Raw genomic sequence first — 18,566 nt, 5'->3', positions numbered from 1 at the left:
GTTAAAATGCTGTGCTGCTTTTCGCACAGACATTTCATCTCGAATCATAATTTCTATGACTTTATCTTTAAAATCTTTTGAATATCCCATATCTCTATTGTTCTATAGTTTTTAGGATTTGGCTATAGAGTTTTACTCAACTGAATAACGCCCTGAATTTGGTCAAAAAATGTAAAGACTGCACTAAAAGTCAGCATATTTGCTATACTGAGACAATATTCGGAGGAACGACCTCCCTTACATCTTTGTTCAAAGCCAGTAAGAAAAATCGTCAGGACGACCTGACTCTACTAATATGGAGGAAGGCATCATGGCCTGGGTTGTTCTGGTATTCGCTGGTATTTTTGAAATCGTTTGGGCCTATTCGATGAAGCTCTCAGAAGGCTTTACAAAACTTGGCCCAAGTTTAGTCACTTTATTTTTTATGATCCTGAGCTTTGGTTTATTGGCGTATGCCATGAAAACATTGCCTCTAGGAACGGCTTATACCATTTGGACAGGAATCGGTGCGATTGGCTCATTCCTCGTGGGGATTTTTATACTCGGTGAGCCTGCAACTGCTATGCGGATGTTAGCCACAGTACTGATCATTTCTGGTCTAATCTTGATGAAATTATCTTCAAGTTAATATGTTTTAAAGCACAGCGGTCATTGACCTCTGTGCTTTTTTTATGGGTAAAAATATGGCTTGGGTTTTATTAATTGTAGCGGGATTGCTTGAGGTGGTTTGGGCGTATTGTATGAAAGTCTCTGAAGGCTTTAGCAAACTGACGCCAAGTATTTTGACCATCGTTTTCATGATCGCAAGTTTCGCTTTATTGTCTTATGCAATGAAATCCTTACCGTTGGGTACAGCCTATACGGTGTGGACAGGGATTGGTGCAGTGGGTTCATTTATCCTCGGCATCGTTGTATTGGGTGAGCCTGCCAATGCCATGCGCATGCTAGCTGCGGTCCTGATTATTTCAGGACTGGTCTTGATGAAATTATCGTCCTCCTGAATAATGAAGTGCTGCGATTTTGAGCTTGGAGTATGTCATGCAACTTTCTTATCAGTTTTTAGATTCACCCGTTGGACAATTAAAACTTGTTGCACATGAAACCGCATTGGTGGCTGTCCTTTGGGAAAATGAAAACCCTAATCGTGTGCGATTGGCGGCTTTGGTTGAAGATCGGCAACACCCGATTTTGCTCAAAACTGCACAGCAATTAAATGAATATTTTGCAGGTAAAAGACAGCAATTTGACTTGCCGCTAGACTTTGAAGGTACCGAATTTCAGCAACAAGTTTGGCAAGCTTTACTGACAATTCCTTTTGGAGAAACTCGCAGTTATAAACAAATTGCAGAGCAGATCGGCAATGTCAAAGCCGTACGTGCTGTCGGTGCAGCCAATGGTAAAAATCCAATTTCAATTATTGCACCCTGTCATCGTGTTGTGGGGGCAAATGGAAAATTAGTGGGTTTTGCGGGCGGTCTAGAAAATAAAGAAATATTGTTAAAAATTGAGAAATTACAATAAAATAGAAAATATACTTATTTAAAATAATGAATCAAATTAGTGAATATTTCTCAAATTTTTGCACCCCTCATTTCGACGTTTTGGTGGCTAATTCCATTGTTACTGATTGTGGGGGCAATCAAAGCATTTAAACCATATTTAAAGGGGAAAATGGGGGAGTTTGCTGTCGCCGTTCATGTCAAACTTTATTTGAAAGACCATTATATATTGTTAAATGATTTGACCTTACCAGATGGCGAGGGAGCTACCACTCAAATTGATCATCTTCTTTTAAACCTTTTGGTGTGTTTGTGATTGAAACTAAAAACTATAAGGGCTGGATTTTTGGGAGCGAAAGACAAAAACAATGGACGCAAAAGATTTATAAAAAAAGTTTTAAATTTCAAAATCCGATTCACCAAAATTATAAACATATGAAAGTGTTAGAACAGGTGTTGAGCGATATTGTGGATAAAGACAATATGCATTCTGTGATTGTTTTTATGCCTGAAGCAGTGTTTAAAACAGAGATGCCGTCGAATGTATTTCGGGGTACAGCTTGGGTGGACTATGTTCAAACCTTTCAGCAACCCGTGGTCTCTGAAATGAAACTTAAACGAATACAGTTGCGTTTAGAAAAAGAAATTTTAGAAAAATCGTGGAAAACAAATCGACAGCACATTGAGGATTTAAATCAACGGCATAATTCATAAACTTCCTGTATGCTGTGGATTGTGAACAGTATCTGACTGATAAAAATAGACGGACAATAACAATGAACGACACGCTTCAACACCTTTATGAATCGACTTTAGATCATCCTGAGCAATACCAAGACTTTTATCAGCAACTTTTAGCTAGCCAAGTATATTGTTTGGGTGAGCGTGATGCTGAGCAGCATTTACATTTTCAATTGATGGAAACGGAGCAGGGCGAGCAAGCCATTCCGTTCTTTCTGAGTCTTGCGATGCTTCAACAGGATGTTGGCGCAGATGCAGAGTTTGTCATGATCAGTGCGGAAAAATTATTTGCGATTACCAAAGGCGCAAGCTTGGTGATGAACCCGACTTCGGAACACCCAAAAGAGTTTTTGGCAGATGAGATCGATGCAATTTTAGAGTTTGCCAAACAACAAAGCCTTTGAACACTGTAGGCGTGTTCAAAGGCTTTGCGGCTACGCTGAGATATGTGTTTTAAAACTTACATACCGGCTTTGAGTTTTTCCACGATTTCATCGAGTGGTTTGACGCGTTTTACTTCATCCCAAAGGACTTTGGCTTCTGGGTAATGTTTCGACATCATACCGAGCCATTGTTTATAACGACCGACCATATTCATTTCTTTTTTATACGAGCCATTTAAGAAACGAATTTGTAATCCAAGTAGTTCATGCCATGTAATCAGCGGTTCATCGGTATTACGACGGATACACTGTGTAATGTCAGGAGTGGTCACCGCAGCACGACCAATCATTAGGTCTTCACAACCGGATTCGAGTTGGCACTGTTTGGCATCGGCATTGTTCCAAATTTCACCGTTGGCAATCACATTGATTTTCAATGCTTCACGAATGGGTTGCAACTGATCCCAAAAGGCAGGCGGGGTATAACCATCGGCTTTAGTCCGCGCATGGACTGTAACCCATGCAGCTCCGGCATCTTCGATGGCATGCGCATTTTCCATAGTGAAGTTACGGTCCATATAACCCAAACGCATTTTTGCTGATACAGGAATATGACTCGGAACAGCATCACGCACAGCTTTGACTAACTCATACACCACTTCTGGTTCATCTAGCAGAACTGAACCACCACGGTGGCGATTGACGGTTTTTGCAGGACAACCAAAGTTCATATCAATCGCAGGTGCACCAAGTTCTACTGCGCGTACAGCATTTGCCGCGAGCATGGTCGGATTGTTACCTAAGAACTGCACATGAACCGGTGTTCCTGCTGCAGTTTTGCCGTCATTGTTCAGTTCGGGACAATAACTATGATAAATATGGTCGGGCAGGACAGAGTCCGTGACACGGATAAACTCGGTTACACACCAGTCAAAACTCCCAACATGCGTCAACACATCTCGCATAATTGGGTCGGTTAAGCCTTCCATCGGCGCAAGAACAAGTTTCACGGTCACACAGCCAAAAATTGAAAAACGGAGTTATACGTGGTTTTGAAAGGGATGTCTAGGTTTTGTGCTTCTGGTGATGCGGAATACGAAATCACAAGATTTTATGTAATTATTTGGTGAAATTAGGACCAAAGTCGTAAAGTCTTGACTGACATAAAACTTAAACAATAAAATGAGTAAATACAGATGGATAGTAATAATAAGAAGATGGCTTTTACTGTTGTTTTTTAATGGAATCAACAACATATACTGTGCTTGAATCTTTTAAGATTTCATGTATGATGGCTGCAACTAGAAAAAAAGTATTGTTTCGTAAATTTTCTTTAAGTATCGCAGTGTTAGTCATAATCCTTCGTTTTTTACAGAAATGAAGTTCAATTCTTTATTATTTTCCAAGTTATAGTCAGTCATCATCCAATGGCTAAATCAACAAATTAATAGGTATTATTATGTCTAATACAGTTACTGGTACAGTTAAATGGTTCAACGAAACTAAAGGTTTCGGTTTTATTGCACAAGACAACGGTCCTGACGTTTTTGCTCACTTCAGCGAAATCACTGGTTCTGGCTTCAAAACTTTGCAAGAAGGCCAAAAGGTTTCTTTCAGCATCGCTCAAGGTCAAAAAGGCCCGAATGCTGTAAACATCGTTGCTCTATAATTTAGACGTAATGAAAAAAAAGCGCTGTATAGCGCTTTTTTTATGCCTGTTATTTCTGTGTGAATAATCAAGCTATAAAAAAGAGAGCCTTAGCTCCCTTCGTAATAAAACTTACTTCTTTATAAAACTTAAAATCATTTCATCGTCGACTTAGCGGCCCAAAACCATTTCTAAAATAAACTTAGAGCCAATAAAGCCAACTGCCAAGAGACAAAAACCAATAATGGTAAAGCGAATGGCTTTTTGACCACGCCAACCAAATCGATAGTGTCCAATGAGCAAAGCTCCATAGACGAACCATGAAATAATGCTAAAGGCTGTTTTATGCGCCAAATGCTGTGCAAAGAAGTTATCGATGGTGAAGAAACCAAACCCAAGCGCTACGGTCAGTAGTGCAAAACCAGCAATCAATAAATCAAATAGCAAAGATTCCATGGCTTGGAAGGATGGAAGCAAGCTCACCCATACACGTTTTTTCTGTTTGTTTTTCAGTTCACGATCTTGTAAGCGCAAAATGACCGCTTGAATAGTTGCCATCAGCAGGACGGCATACGCGGAAAGCGACAAAATAATATGGATGTCTAAACCCAGCGAATGTTGCTCTATAAATTGATTTTGTCGACTAAAAGCGAAGCCTAAAATCAACCCCGTCGCTGCCACAGGGATGCCTAACAGGTTCATTGCAAGCACAGGTCGATAGGTACTAAATAACACACTGAGCAATAGCATGAGACCTGAAGTAAATGACATCAGGTTGAACACGTCATAGTTCACACCCATAGGCGTCAACATGTCGTTATATAAAACACCTGCATGCAATAACATGCCTAAACCAAGTACAACACCAATAAACCAATGGTTCGGCGCACGTTTAGACATTAAATGGCTGAATAAATACCAAAAAGACGTGGTATAAGCGATTAATGCTAGGATCGTGTAAACCAAGGGGAGACTGATCATGTCAAACCTTTTTCAGGATGTTGAATATTCATTTATATAAATTCTGCAAGAACTAAAGTATCCTATAGCATTCTATGCATAAATTTTCTATTTTAAGAAACAATTTTTTGCTCATGGCTATTTTAAGCGGATTTTGCAATGTTTGATACCTTAACAGAACGACTCACGCAGAGTTTAAGAAATGTTACTGGCTCAGGGCAGCTAACCGAAGACAATATTAAAGATACGTTACGCGAAGTACGTATGGCACTTCTTGAAGCCGATGTTGCGTTACCTGTAACTCGTGAATTCATCGCGAAAGTTAAGGAAGAAGCATTGGGCCAAGAAGTGATGACTCAGTTATCACCGGGGCAGGCTTTCGTCAAAATCGTTCATGACGAATTGACCAAAATGATGGGTGAGGCGAATGAAAGCCTAGACCTAGCGGCAAAACCACCAGTTGTTGTGCTTCTTGCAGGTTTGCAAGGTGCGGGTAAAACAACTACTGCGGCAAAACTTGCACGTTTCTTACAAGAACGTCAAAAGAAAAAAGTAGCAATGGTGTCTGCCGATGTTTATCGTCCAGCGGCGATTAAACAGCTACAAACAGTTGCTGGTGAAGTTGGCGCGATTTTCTTTGAATCAAGCGCAGACGAAAAACCAATTACCATCGCAAATCGTGCGATTGAGCAAGCAAAAATTCAATTTGCTGATGTCTTGATTGTCGATACAGCAGGTCGTTTACATGTAGACGACGAAATGATGGATGAAATTAAAGAGCTGCATGCAGCGATTAAGCCGACTGAAACATTGTTCGTGGTTGATGCCATGACTGGTCAGGATGCGGCGAATACGGCAAAAGCCTTTAATGATGCCTTGCCTTTGACGGGTGTGATCCTGACAAAAACGGATGGTGATGCACGTGGTGGTGCAGCACTTTCTGTTCGTGCCATTACTGGTAAGCCAATCAAATTCTTGGGTATGGGGGAAAAACTCGATGCCCTAGAGCCATTCCATCCTGAACGTATCGCACAGCGTATTTTGGGTATGGGTGACGTACTTTCTTTGGTCGAAGAAGTTGAACGTAAAATCGACAAAGAAAAAGCCGAAAAAATGGCGAAAAAACTGCAAAAAGGCGGTAGCTTCAACTTTGAAGATATGCTGATGCAGTTTGAACAAATGAACAAAATGGGCGGCATGATGGGCTTCCTGGATAAACTTCCAGGCATGAGCAACTCAGGGATTCAAGATGCGATTGCACAAGCAAATCCTGAAAAGCAAGTGAAGAAAATGGAAGCGATTATTCAATCGATGACCATTAAAGAACGTCGTAACCCAGACTTGATGAATCCAAGCCGTAAAAAACGTATTGCAGCAGGCTGTGGTATGGATGTTGCGGAAGTGAATAAACTCATCAAGCAACATGCGCAAATGGCGAAAATGATGAAGAAGTTTGCCAACCCAACAGGTATGGCAAAAATGATGAAATCATTGGGCAATATGCAAAAACAATTTGGCGGCGGTGGCATGGGTCCATTGTTCGGCAGTAAAGATCCGAAGTAATTTGGACTTAAAAAAAGGCGCATTCAGCGCCTTTTTTTATGGCTGAAATTTAACGAGACTGTGCGTTCAAGTAAAGTGGTAGGGTACATTTGATAGCAAGTACTGGATGAAGGAATCTTGCTATACCAGCAGATAGATACCGAACTGAGCTAAATCATTACAAAAAGATGCCAAATTGACATTGAGAGCATGTAGGTGACAGGTTTAAAACAGAGGTGAAAATTTGCCGAACTGCAAATTGAAAGCTTCACTAAAAATAATCACCTAAAATAAGAATCAAATCATGAATACACTGCATACGCCAGAAAGCCAAAAGATCTATATTGTTCATGGTCATGATGCATCGCCGAATGATCATTGGTTTCCTTGGTTGGGACGAAAGCTGCAAGAAGCTGGACATTATTCTCGACGCATTGTTATGGCAAATGCAGCACAACCTGATTTTGACCATTGGCAGAAATTTCTAGCGTTGCAAATGCCAGATTTGGATGAAAATACCATCGTGATTGCCCATGGTTTGGGGTGCTTAACTACGCTGCATTATCTCAATCAATATTTTGAACAGCATGGCACACGGATTAAAGCGGGCGTTTTTGTGTCAGGTTTTAAAAGTAGTTTACCGACACAACCTGAATTAACCGCATTTATTCAACGTGCAAAAATGGATAGCGGTGTTTTACAGACCTATATGCCGATTTGTATCAGCTTGATTTCATCCAATGATCCTATCGTGCCGCCACCGGTTGCGATCCAATTGGGCAATTTTATAAATGCACAAATTTATGAAGTGAAAGAAGCCGGGCATTTCACAGCAAAAGATGGCTTTTCTGAGATTCCACAACTGTGGCACGTGTTAGAGCCGATTTTAACGGCTTAGATAGGTTTTGTGCGCGTGTTTAATAGATCGCGTGTTTTGTAGATAAGGTAATAGTGAAAACTAAAATTGATCATGCAATAGGTGCAATTGAAGATAAAAAAAGGCGCAATCTGCGCCTTTTGTTTGTTCGATTTGTTGATAGATCAGTCGAGTTCTAAAGCAACACGTTCACGAATGTCGTCAATGTTGTCATTGGCTTCGCGACCATCTTCCTGCCATGCTTTATAAGCACCAACATATTCACCATCGGTATCGACGACATATTCAGCCGCAATTTTTCCTGAGGCATACCATAAGCGATAGGCATCATTGCCATTTTCATCGACTTTATACGCTGCGCCACGTTGTCCTGTTGGATAAAACTCTTCGCCGTGGATGCTCACGCCATCTTGGTTCACAAAGGTTGATTCTACTTTGCCGTTTTTGCGATAAAGCGTTACTGGGCCTTCAATGTCACTGCCACTGAAACTAAATAGTTTCATCGGATCTTTGACCCAAGCAGGTGAGGATTGAGGGGTTTTGGTTTCTTGGTAAAAATCTTGGACTAAAAAATCACCTGTCGCATTACGACCTAAAAGTACACGGTAATAGCCGTCTTTGACTGGGGTCATGTAATAGCTTGAGTCAATATACGATACGCAGCCGCAGTAATCAGGATTATCTTCATCACCGAAATAACCCAAAACAGCTTCAGAGGTGCTGAGCTGTGATTTGATTTCGGCAGGGATTTTAGAGTTGGCTAGATTTTGTGTCGTGGTACAACCGCCGAAGAATAATGTAGAGGCGAGCAGGCTTAAACCCAGTAAATTTTTAAATTTCATATCTATACTCTTCGTCTTATATTCTATCTTGAAAGACATTTTTAAATTATAAAGTTGCTGATGTATCTGTCGATCATCGCAGGCTATTGTAATTCCTTGGACGAAAAAAGGTCATGAATCGCGATACAATTTGTAACCACGCTTATATGAAATGAACCTCAATAAAAAAGCGTGATCACCATTGGCCATCACGCTTTCACAGTTTGCTATCAAATAAATAGCTAAATTACACACCATTTACATAACTTTGTAGGCCTCGAAGCAGCAAATCCGCTTCGACAGCCGGCTGATATTGTTCTAAATAGCGTGCAAATAGCGCAGCATCGCCACCGGTTAAAATTAAGCGACTTGGATATTTATCGAGAACCTTTTCAATGGTGCTGACCAAGCTGAGCAAGATGCCATGATGAACAGCGTCTATGGTGTTTTTACCAGGAGACAGCTCATCAAAGGTGGCATCTGGAATTTTAATGCCTTTTGTGTTTTGGATGAGCGAATCACGTTGTAAATACAAATTTGGCAAAATATAGCCGCCTAAATGTTGTAAGCCATCCGTTAAGTCAATGGTGAGTGCTGTCCCACAGCTAATCACACAGTATTTTTGTGTAGGGTCTTTGACTACAGCGAGCATTTGCAGCCAACGGTCGATCCCGAACTTACTGGTGTCTTCATATGCACAGCGTAAGCCCGCATATTCGGCATGTACTTTGGCAATAGTGACAGGAACGGCTAAAAATTTAAGAATTTTTTGAATCCGATCATTATTTTTTTTGTCGAGTACTGAAGAAATCCCGACCTGATCTAAGTCCAAACTTTTAAAGTGCTGGATCAAGCCGAGTAGGAGTTCGGCAGGCGACTGTAAATGCAGTTCCGCAGCATGCTCTATAATTTGATCGTGTTCGGTAATCCAGTATTTCAGCCGTGTATTACCGACATCGAGCCATAATTTTTTCATCAGTAGGCCTTTGCAATCCTGTTTATGATTGATCTGTTAAACGTAAGCGACCTTGGAAATGATTTTCTAAGCGCTGCGAAGTTTGGATGTTGATCGAACCATCATTTTCAATACCGAGAAAGCGGCCTTGGCTTTTGCCTTGCAGGTGTTCAAGTTCAACGGGCTGTTGCATAAATGCAGCATAATGATTGAATCGTGCAGCGAGGTTATAGCAGTTATGATCGAACCATTCACCTGCAAGTTGAATCGCGGCATAGAGTTCAGCGATTAACTGTAAACGGTTTGGCGAGTGAAGTCCGAGTTGAGATAACGAGGTTGCACGTTGCTCAATTCCTGTGGATGGAATCGGAAATAAGTTCATGCCAACGCCGACAATCGCTTGATGTGGCGAAATCGGTTCAATCAAAATCCCGCCCCATTTGCCTTGTGGGCTATACAGGTCATTGGGCCATTTCACTTGTAAAGCGAGATTTTGCAAACTTGGCATTTGCAAGATATTTAAGGCAATTTCAAGTGCAAGCCGTCCATCTATTGCTGTCTGTAAATTCAGCAATGTGCTTAAATAGATATTACCAACGGGTGAGACCCATTGATGATCGCGTTGCCCACGGCCTTGAGTTTGCTCTTCACTGCATACCAAAACATCTTGAATGCCTTTTTTGGCAATCTCACGGACATCGTCATTGGTCGATGTGGTAATGGGCTTCAGTAATAAAACTTCAGGCGGTTGAGGTACTGTGCTCAGCAATTGCTGTAAGTGTCTGGTCTCTAAATCCATTTGAATCTGAGAGTTGTGGAATAATATTGATGGAGTTAATCATATATTTACTGATTGGTGCAATCGCTGGTTTCGCTGCGGGGCTATTTGGTGTAGGCGGTGGCCTGATTATTGTGCCAATTTTATTCATCGTCTTTACCCAACTTCAGTATGACCCCAGTGTGATTATGCACATGGCAGTAGGCACGTCTTTGGCCACGATTATTGTGACCTCACTCAGTTCGGTTTCGGCTCATCATAAAAAAGGTGCAGTGCTGTGGAATGTCTTTCGGAATTTGGCACCGGGTTTGGTGATCGGTTCATTTCTCGGTGCAGGCATTGCAGATTATCTCTCAGGGCAGGGTTTGCAACTGTTAATCGGCTTTTTTGCAGTCTGGGTGGCCTTTAAAATGTTTCGCGGTGCTGCGACACCTGTCGATCCGAATAAACATTTACCCTCACAAGCCATGCAAATGGCAGCAGGCGGTGGCATTGGGATTGCCTCTGCGATCTTCGGAATTGGTGGTGGCAGCTTAACCGTCCCGTATTTGAATAAAAATGGCGTCATTATGCAAAAAGCAGTCGCAACGTCTGCTGCATGTGGTTTACCGATTGCGATTGCAGGGGCACTCGGCTTTATGTGGTTCGGTCATCAAGCCGATATCGTGGTTCCCAATACCATTGGCTATATCCATATTTATGCATTTATCGGGATTAGTGTAATGAGCTTCATCACTGCGAAATTGGGTGCGAAAGTGGCTCATATGTTGTCGCCATTTATGCTAAAGCGTTGTTTTGCATGTTTATTAACAACAGTCGGCTGCTATTTTATTTACCAAGGTGTGCAAGCCTTTGGCGCATGATTGTCCGTTTTGACTGAAAAAATTGGCTTTGTTGACACAAGATTGTCAGACAATGTCATGTTCAATTAGGTTGCTTATCGTTTCTAATGCAAATAGATTGAGTGTAAATCTGAACATTGCATCTTATAAAAAAAAGATAGGAACAGTATGCAACAACAAGAAGCGGACAGTTTGTCAGAACAAATTGCCAAACACATCGGTGAACAAATTATTCGCGGTGAGTTGGTCGAAGGCGAGCGTATTCAGGAACTCAGAATTGCGGCCGAATTGGATGTGAGCCGTGGCTCTGTTCGTGAAGCTTTATTGATTTTAGAACGGACCCAGCTCATTGAAATCTACCCGCGACGTGGCGCCTTAGTCTCTGAAATGTCGGCTTTACAAGTGCGCTCATTATTTGATATTGCAGCATTATTGTTGGGTCAAATTGTGCATCGTATGGCGGAAACGTGGCGCAGCCATGAAGCTGAGCGTATTCAGTTATTACTTGAACAATTAGACGTGGAAACTCGCCAAGGCAATACTGAAAAGTTTTATGATCTGATTTTTCAGGGCATGGCTCGTCAGCATGAAATGGTGGGAAATACCTACCTGATGCGTTATTACCAAGAATTGTTGCCATCACTCAGACGCAGTTATTTTCTGACACTGAATATTTCACGACGTGAACTACAAGAATCTTTTGATTTGTTTAAATTAGTGACTGATGCAGTTTTAATCAGAAAATCACATCAAGCCACTTTATTTATGGAAGATTTTTGTCGACACTTACGCAACCTTGTGTTGGAATCACTAACACGGATGAAACAAATCGAATTAGCGTGGGCGAGACGTTCACGCCGCTGATCAGGACATTATGCGTTTAAGCAGTTTAAAACTTTCCGGCTTCAAATCTTTTGCCGATAGCACAACTCTAAAATTTGAAGGCAACCGTAGTGCGGTTGTTGGACCGAACGGCTGTGGTAAATCCAATGTGATTGATGCCATTCGTTGGGTTATGGGTGAATCCAGTGCCCGTCAATTGCGTGGTGGCACCATGCAAGATGTTATTTTTACCGGAACGGCAAAGCGTAAACCAGTCGGGATGGCGAGTGTTGAACTGCGTTTTGATAACACCTATGGCAAGTTAGGTGGTGCTTATAATGCCTATACTGAACTGGCAGTTCGCCGTCAGGTCAATCGTGATGGTAAATCCGAATATTTCCTCAACGGCACCAAATGCCGCCGTCGTGATATTACTGATATTTTCTTAGGTACCGGTTTAGGTCCGCGTTCGTATGCGATTATTGAACAGGGCATGATCAACCGTTTGGTCGATGCCAAACCTGAAGAAATGCGTGTGTATATTGAAGAAGCCGCTGGGGTTTCTCGCTATCAAGCTCGTCGTCGTGAAACTTTACAGCATCTAGAACACACCACTCAAAATTTAGAACGTCTCGAAGACATTGCATCAGAACTGAAGTCTCAGTTGAAAACCTTAAAACGGCAGTCTGAAACGGCAGTGCAATACAAAGAATTAGAAACCCAGATTCGTACCATTAAGATCGAAGTGCTGTCTTTCCAATGTGAACAAAGCACGCGTTTACAGCAAGAATACACGCTTCAGATGAATGAGCTCGGGGAAACCTTCAAACTGGTTCGTTCTGAGCTGAACACCCTAGAGCATGACTTATCTTCCACCAGTGCTTTATTTCAACGGCTTATTCAACAGTCCACGCCATTACAAAGCGAATGGCAACAGGCGGAAAAGAAACTGTCTGAGTTGAAAATGACGCTGGAGCAAAAACAGGGTTTATTTGCACAAAATTCGGCAAGTTTGGTGGAGCTTGAAAAGCAAAAAGCCCAAACCAAAGAACGTTTACAGCTATTAGAGTTACAACTGGAAACGCTGCAAGAACAGCAAGATGGATTTGTTGAGCAATTACAGCGTCAAGAAAGCAGTAGTCAAGATCAGACCCAGCAGTTAGCCGATTTGAAAGCTCAGCATCAACAAGCGGTTCAACAATTTGAACAATGCCGTGGGCAAGTCGAAAAGCAGCAACAGCAAAAGCTACAGATGTTGGCGCAGAGTGAACAATTGACCAAAAATATTGGTCGTATTGAGCAACAGCGTGAGACCCTACAACAGCAACGTGGTCAAATTCAGCATCAGGCGCAGCAAGATGAGTTGGAGCAGTATCAGCAAGATAAGCAACAGCTCGAACAACAAATTATGCAACAAGAGCTGGTGATTGCCGAAACGCAGACACAGCTTGCAGCTGCACAAGAACAGCAGGCACAGCACAAAAATACGGTGCTGCAGCTAAAGTCAGAAATACAGGTGCTGTTGTCCGAGCAGAAAAACCTAAATCAATTGATGATTAAAGCCAGTCCAAAGCAGCAAAGCCAGCGTCAACATTTAATGCAGCAGTTGCAGTTGAGCACACAAGGTAAACAGCATGCACAACTGGTCGAGAAATTTTTGTCTAAATGGCTGAGTGCCCAAGTCTTAGGAAGCAGTGATGACTTTCAAGACAGTACCGCACGTCAGGTCAAAGGCAGTAACCACACCGCAGCACAAATCGTTGGATTAGAAGCTTTGGCGACGTGGATTGAAGCACCACAACTTTCGATCTGGCAGCAGGTCGCGATTGCCGAAACATTGACGGTGGCATTGAGTCATCAGGCTAAACTGGCCGCTGGTGAGTCAATACTCACGCTCGATGGTTATCATGTCGGTGCAGATTGGGTGATTGGTCTAGACTATGATGAGGACAGCCAAGCAGGGCAAGGTGCATTGAGCCACCGTATTCGTTTAGATGAATTGACTGAATTACTTGCAGAGCAGCAGCCAAAGCTGACGCAACTAGAAGGCCAATTGCCTGAGTTGCAAAATGCCATACAGGCTTTACAGCAAAACCTGCAACAGCAACACAGCCAATTAAAAACTTGGCAAAAAGACATTCAAAATGCTGATGTTGCCATTGCGAAGGTACAAAGTTCCAATCAGGCATTTGCATTACAAAAGCAGCAGTTAGAAGATCAATTGCAGCAACTTGAAGCGCAGCTTGAAGAAGATGCCATGCAAAAAGACGATTTGGAAATTGATCTGCATGCGCTGACGATGAAGCTTGAGCAAGCTTTGCCCAATTATAAAACCTTGCAATTCCAAGTTGAAGAGTTGAGTCTAGCACTGGAAAGTGCTCAGCAAGTGGCATTACACAGTCAGCAAGAATTGGAAATTGTGCGTCGTCAGTCTGTACAGACAAAACAACAGATTGAATTATTAGAAAAAGACACGGTCTTTTTGAAAGCGCAAACTCAGCAAATTATTGGACAGATGGAGCAGGCAAAGAAATTTGTCGATCCGGTACAGTTAGAATTGCCTGCGCTTGAGTCACAGTATTCAGAGCAGGCTCAAGTCACTGAACGTTTACAAAAAACCTGGAATGACTGGCAGCTTGAACTGAATAACGTACAGAGCAAACAACAGACATTGACGGAACAACGCCATTCACATCAACAGCAAGATGAAAAATTGCGTACGCAATTGGAAGAAAAGCGTTTGGCTTGGCAATCCGCGCAGTCTGATTTGCAGCATTATTCTGAACAGCTGAAAGAAATGAACAGCGAAATGCTGACAGGTTTAAGCATTGATGTGGTATCCCATCAGCAAAAACTAGAAAAAGCACAGCAGCAGTTTGATAAATTGGGTGCAGTCAACTTGGCTGCGGCAGAAGAATATACTGAAGTTTCTAAACGCTTTGATGATTTAAGCCACCAAATTGATGACTTGCAAAAGACCGTTGAACAACTGCAAGCTGCGATGAAAAGCATTGATCAGGAAACGCGAAAGTTGTTTATGACCACCTTTGATAAGGTTAATGCTGAACTTCAAGCGTTGTTTCCGAAAGTATTTAATGGCGGCGAAGCAAGTTTAAGCCTTGAAGATGGTTGGCAATCGGGTGTAAAACTGATGGCACGACCACCGGGTAAACGAAATAGCTCTTTGGCATTATTGTCGGGTGGTGAAAAGGCATTGACCGCATTGGCTTTGGTTTTTGCGATTTTCCGCCTAAATCCTGCGCCATTTTGCGTTTTAGACGAAGTCGATGCACCTTTAGACGATGCAAATGTAGGAAGATTTTGTAATCTTGTAAAAGAGCTTTCAGAACAAGTGCAATTTATCTACATTACACACAATAAACTGGCAATGACAATGGCAACTGACTTACTTGGTGTGACCATGCCAGAACCAGGAACTTCAAAATTAGTGACTGTGAATATTGAGCAGGCCAAAGAATACGGTTTAGCTGCGGAGGCATAACATGGAAATCACCACTATAGCTGGGATTGTAATCGCTGTAATTATCATGGTTGTGGGCATTCGAATGATGTTTCGTAAACCTGCAGATGCAGCGCCATCACTCGACACTGAATTACATATTGACCCTGATAGTCAGCAACCTGTTATTCCGCGCCATGTACGAAATCAGTTAAATACACCTGAAACCACGCAACGTGTAGAGCCGACTTTGGCTGAGGAAAAAGTCACAGCGGTTGAAACGACTGAAACTGTTCATGCGAATGTGACACCAGAAGTAACGGCAGCAGAGCAGAGTGCTGAGGCTACGGCAAAGACTGAGACGACTACGACGGATCCCGTTTCAGTTGAAAAAGCTCAAACTGCAACAGAAGGCAGTACTTTGTCTACCGAAGCAACAGAATCTACAACGGTTGCATCTGTAGCCGCCGATGCCAATGACGCAGCGACTCCTGCGCCGAATGTTCAGGCTGATGCTGTTCCTACAGAAAAAGCCCCAGAATTTAGTGTAAATAGTGCAATTGAAAAAGCTGAAATTAGCGATTTTGATGAAGAAAGCAGTATTTTGGATGCTCATTTACATGAACAAAAAATTGTTGATGAAGAAAGTGCTTTAGCGACTGCGGAAACTTATATCGCCTTAAATGTGTTCCCGGATAGCCGTGCCTTGTCGGGTGAAAAAGCATTAAAAGTGTTACTCAAATACGGCCTGCGTTTTGGCGAAATGGCCTGTTTCCATCGCTATGATGAAGAAGGCACAAAGTTATTATTCTCTGTATTACAAATGAATAATGATGGCGCTGCGCAAGGTTTTGATCTTGAAACTTTATCGACTGAAGAAGTAAAAGGTTTGGCTTTCTTCTTGGCGCTGCCACACAGCGATGTGCAAAATGCCTTTGATACCATGGACAGCATTTCACGTCTAATTGCACGTGAAATAGACGGTACTGTGTATGATCAAAATAACCAAGAATTTACACCGCAGACGCGTGAACATTGGCGTCATCAAGCGATTGATTATCGTCAAGGTCAAGCTATCGAAGTCTAAGCGTCTTTGATTGAAACTCACCGAGTGGGTTTCTATAATAGCAACAGATAATGAAATTTGAGGGCGGAGCATGAACCGCCCTTTTTTATGGTGAATGTATGACACAACAATCCACTGTCGTTGCACAGATGCGACAACTGATTCAACTCTTGGCGAAACATAACCATGCCTACTATGTCATGGACACGCCAGAAATTGAGGACAGTGAATATGATCAACTTTTTCATCAATTAAAAGCCTTAGAAGAGCAATACCCTGATTTAGTTCAACCTGATACACCAACTACAAAAGTGGGTGGAAAGGCCTTGTCTAAGTTTGAATCCGTAACCCATGCAGTGCCCATGTTGTCATTGGGTAATGTATTTAATGCAGAAGATTTATTTGCCTTTGCGCGTCGTGCGGAAGAGCGCTTACCGAATCAAAAAATTGAATATGATGTCGAATTAAAATTTGATGGACTGGCCATTTCTCTTTGGTATGAAAATGGCATTTTAGTCCGTGGTGTGACACGGGGTGATGGTGAAACTGGGGAAGACATTACCCAAAATGTAAAAACCATTCGTAATTTACCTAAAGTACTGACTTCTACACAGATTGAAATTCCAAGTCTGCTTGAAGTCCGTGGTGAAGTCCTGATGCCAAAGTCAGGCTTTGAAAAGCTCAATGCTGAAAACGAAGCCAAAGGTGAAAAAACCTTTGCCAATCCACGAAATGCGGCAGCAGGTAGCTTACGTCAACTCGACCCTGCAATTGCGGCTTCACGTCCATTGGCTTTTTATGCCTATGGCATTGCACAATGCGAACCACATCATGGTCAAACCACCATGTCTGCTAGCTTAGAATGGCTAACGCAGTTTGGTTTTGCTGTCGGTGAGCGTCACTTTATTTGTGACAGCATTCAGGACGTACAAGCTGCGTATGAGCAAATGATCATTGATCGTCCAAGCCTGAGTGTTGAAATTGATGGCATGGTGATTAAGGTAAACAGCTTGAAGCAACAGCAAACATTGGGTTTTTTAAGTCGTGAACCACGCTGGGCAACGGCATATAAATTCCCTGCAGTCGCAGCGCTCACGACGGTTGAAAATATTGATTGGCAAGTGGGGCGTACAGGGACTTTGACCCCAGTCGCGCGTTTAAACCCTGTGGCAGTCGGTGGCGTAACGGTTTCCAATGTCACTCTACATAATATTGGTGAAATTCATCGTTTAGATGTACGTGTAGGAGACACGGTCAGTGTCTACCGTAGTGGCGATGTGATTCCAAAAGTAGAAAAAGTATGGCCTGAATTCCGTCCGGTAGATACAGTAGAAGTTCAGTTGCCTGCATGTTGCCCAGTTTGCGCATCTCCTGTCGTGATGCCCGAAGGTGAAGCTTTGGCACGTTGTTCAGGTGGATTGTACTGTGCTGCGCAGCGTATTGAGGCGATTCGCCACTTTGTATCGCGTAAAGCTATGGACATTGAGGGCTTAGGCGACCGTTGGGCGGAATCACTTTTACATTTGGATCTGCTCAAAGATGTTGCTGATATTTATAGCTTGCATGAGCATCGTGAAAAATTACTGACCATTGAAAAAATGGGTGAGAAGTCGGTTCAAAACCTTATCGATTCCATTGAAAATAGTAAGAAAACGACACTAGGTGCATTTATTTATGCACTCGGCATTCGAGGCGTGGGTGAAACCACGGCACGCATGCTCGCCAATACCTTCCAAACCTTTGATGCGATTCGCCATGCAGATCTCGAATCCTTGAAAAAAACGCCAGACGTTGGTGATATTACAGCAGAATGGATTGTCGATTTTTTCCAAGCGCCGCATAATCTCGAAGTGGTTGATCGTTTGTTGGCAGCAGGGATTCATTGGGATGCACCCGTTGCACCGAGTCGTCAGCCACTTAATGGTGAGAGTTGGGTGATTACAGGGACTCTGAGCACCATGGGGCGTGAAGAAGCGACGCAAATGCTACAAGCTTTAGGCGCACGTGTCAGTGGTAGTGTTTCGGGTAAAACCAAATGTGTGGTTGCGGGTGAAAAGGCAGGTTCTAAATTAGAAAAGGCTGAAAAGCTGGGTGTGCCTGTGATGAGCGAAGAAGAGTTTATTGCCTTTGTACAACAGCATAATGCTTCTTAAGTATTGAAAATCAAACTTG

Annotated in this window: 17 protein-coding genes and 1 pseudogene; 13 read left to right on the top strand and 5 right to left on the bottom strand. The window is 42.4% G+C overall.

The annotated features are described in order from the left end of the window. Positions 1-310: 310 nt before the first annotated feature. The 5 genes and pseudogenes from FTU17_RS12400 (at position 311) to FTU17_RS12380 (ending at position 2,644) form a co-directional block, all read left to right on the top strand. Positions 311-628, top strand: coding sequence for a multidrug efflux SMR transporter (locus FTU17_RS12400; protein WP_180005009.1), 318 nt, complete (start codon positions 311-313; stop codon positions 626-628). A 55-nt stretch (positions 629-683) separates the two neighbouring features. Continuing rightward, a complete protein-coding gene (sugE, locus tag FTU17_RS12395) occupies positions 684-1,001 on the top strand; it encodes a quaternary ammonium compound efflux SMR transporter SugE (RefSeq protein WP_078191206.1) in 318 nt (105 codons plus the stop codon). Positions 1,002-1,038: 37 nt separating this feature from the next. After that, entirely contained in the window at positions 1,039-1,521 is a 483-nt protein-coding gene (locus FTU17_RS12390) for a methylated-DNA--[protein]-cysteine S-methyltransferase (RefSeq protein WP_180005010.1), read from the top strand. Positions 1,522-1,566: 45 nt separating this feature from the next. Further along, positions 1,567-2,213 (top strand): annotated as a pseudogene (locus tag FTU17_RS12385) (NERD domain-containing protein). Between the two features lie 62 nt (positions 2,214-2,275). After that, positions 2,276-2,644 carry an SseB family protein gene (locus FTU17_RS12380; RefSeq protein WP_078191165.1) on the top strand — a complete coding sequence of 123 codons (369 nt, stop codon included), beginning with the start codon at positions 2,276-2,278 and terminating at the stop codon, positions 2,642-2,644. A gap of 56 nt (positions 2,645-2,700) precedes the next feature. On the opposite strand, the gene FTU17_RS12375 is transcribed toward FTU17_RS12380, so the two are convergent. After that, complete coding sequence (locus FTU17_RS12375) at positions 2,701-3,633, bottom strand: tRNA-dihydrouridine synthase (RefSeq protein ID WP_180066342.1); 933 nt, start codon at positions 3,631-3,633, stop codon at positions 2,701-2,703. 449 nt (positions 3,634-4,082) lie between these two features. Here FTU17_RS12375 and FTU17_RS12370 point away from each other — a divergent pair, with 449 nt between their 5' ends. Next, a complete protein-coding gene (locus FTU17_RS12370; protein ID WP_067761877.1) occupies positions 4,083-4,292 on the top strand; it encodes a cold-shock protein in 210 nt (69 codons plus the stop codon). A gap of 150 nt (positions 4,293-4,442) precedes the next feature. Here the strand turns inward: FTU17_RS12370 and FTU17_RS12365 are convergent, their stop codons facing one another. Beyond that, on the bottom strand, positions 4,443-5,252 hold the full coding sequence (locus FTU17_RS12365) for an inner membrane protein YpjD (protein ID WP_078191164.1): 810 nt from the start codon (positions 5,250-5,252) through the stop codon (positions 4,443-4,445). 138 nt (positions 5,253-5,390) lie between these two features. On the opposite strand from FTU17_RS12365, the gene ffh reads away from it, so the two are divergent. Both ffh and FTU17_RS12355 read left to right on the top strand, forming a co-directional pair. Then, complete coding sequence (gene ffh / locus FTU17_RS12360; RefSeq protein WP_078191163.1) at positions 5,391-6,794, top strand: signal recognition particle protein; 1,404 nt, start codon at positions 5,391-5,393, stop codon at positions 6,792-6,794. Between the two features lie 283 nt (positions 6,795-7,077). Continuing rightward, a complete protein-coding gene (locus FTU17_RS12355; protein ID WP_180005014.1) occupies positions 7,078-7,671 on the top strand; it encodes an alpha/beta hydrolase in 594 nt (197 codons plus the stop codon). 143 nt (positions 7,672-7,814) lie between these two features. Here the strand turns inward: FTU17_RS12355 and FTU17_RS12350 are convergent, their stop codons facing one another. The 3 genes from FTU17_RS12350 to FTU17_RS12340 all read right to left on the bottom strand — a co-directional run bounded on the left by FTU17_RS12350 (position 7,815) and on the right by FTU17_RS12340 (position 10,225). Next, positions 7,815-8,492, bottom strand: a complete 678-nt coding sequence (locus tag FTU17_RS12350; protein WP_168378522.1) for a hypothetical protein — start codon at positions 8,490-8,492, stop codon at positions 7,815-7,817. A 226-nt stretch (positions 8,493-8,718) separates the two neighbouring features. Further along, positions 8,719-9,447, bottom strand: a complete 729-nt coding sequence (locus tag FTU17_RS12345; RefSeq protein WP_180117076.1) for a type III pantothenate kinase — start codon at positions 9,445-9,447, stop codon at positions 8,719-8,721. A 22-nt stretch (positions 9,448-9,469) separates the two neighbouring features. After that, on the bottom strand, positions 9,470-10,225 hold the full coding sequence (locus FTU17_RS12340; protein ID WP_180135597.1) for a biotin--[acetyl-CoA-carboxylase] ligase: 756 nt from the start codon (positions 10,223-10,225) through the stop codon (positions 9,470-9,472). Between the two features lie 29 nt (positions 10,226-10,254). Between FTU17_RS12340 and FTU17_RS12335 the strand changes: the two genes are divergently transcribed. The 5 genes from FTU17_RS12335 (at position 10,255) to ligA (ending at position 18,547) form a co-directional block, all read left to right on the top strand. Beyond that, positions 10,255-11,067 carry a sulfite exporter TauE/SafE family protein gene (locus FTU17_RS12335; protein ID WP_180008514.1) on the top strand — a complete coding sequence of 271 codons (813 nt, stop codon included), beginning with the start codon at positions 10,255-10,257 and terminating at the stop codon, positions 11,065-11,067. A 147-nt stretch (positions 11,068-11,214) separates the two neighbouring features. Further along, positions 11,215-11,910, top strand: a complete 696-nt coding sequence (locus FTU17_RS12330; protein ID WP_078191157.1) for a GntR family transcriptional regulator — start codon at positions 11,215-11,217, stop codon at positions 11,908-11,910. A gap of 10 nt (positions 11,911-11,920) precedes the next feature. After that, on the top strand, positions 11,921-15,370 hold the full coding sequence (gene smc, locus FTU17_RS12325; protein WP_180135596.1) for a chromosome segregation protein SMC: 3,450 nt from the start codon (positions 11,921-11,923) through the stop codon (positions 15,368-15,370). 1 nt (position 15,371) lies between these two features. Beyond that, complete coding sequence (locus tag FTU17_RS12320) at positions 15,372-16,415, top strand: cell division protein ZipA C-terminal FtsZ-binding domain-containing protein (RefSeq protein ID WP_180135595.1); 1,044 nt, start codon at positions 15,372-15,374, stop codon at positions 16,413-16,415. Between the two features lie 98 nt (positions 16,416-16,513). Beyond that, complete coding sequence (ligA, locus tag FTU17_RS12315; protein ID WP_180135594.1) at positions 16,514-18,547, top strand: NAD-dependent DNA ligase LigA; 2,034 nt, start codon at positions 16,514-16,516, stop codon at positions 18,545-18,547. The last annotated feature ends 19 nt before the right edge of the window (positions 18,548-18,566 follow it).

Source organism: Acinetobacter sp. YH12070 (assembly GCF_013419625.1).
In the GTDB taxonomy this organism is placed as follows: domain Bacteria; phylum Pseudomonadota; class Gammaproteobacteria; order Pseudomonadales; family Moraxellaceae; genus Acinetobacter; species Acinetobacter amyesii.
Note: the sequence above shows the minus strand (reverse complement) of the source record. Positions and strands in the feature narration are given on the sequence as shown.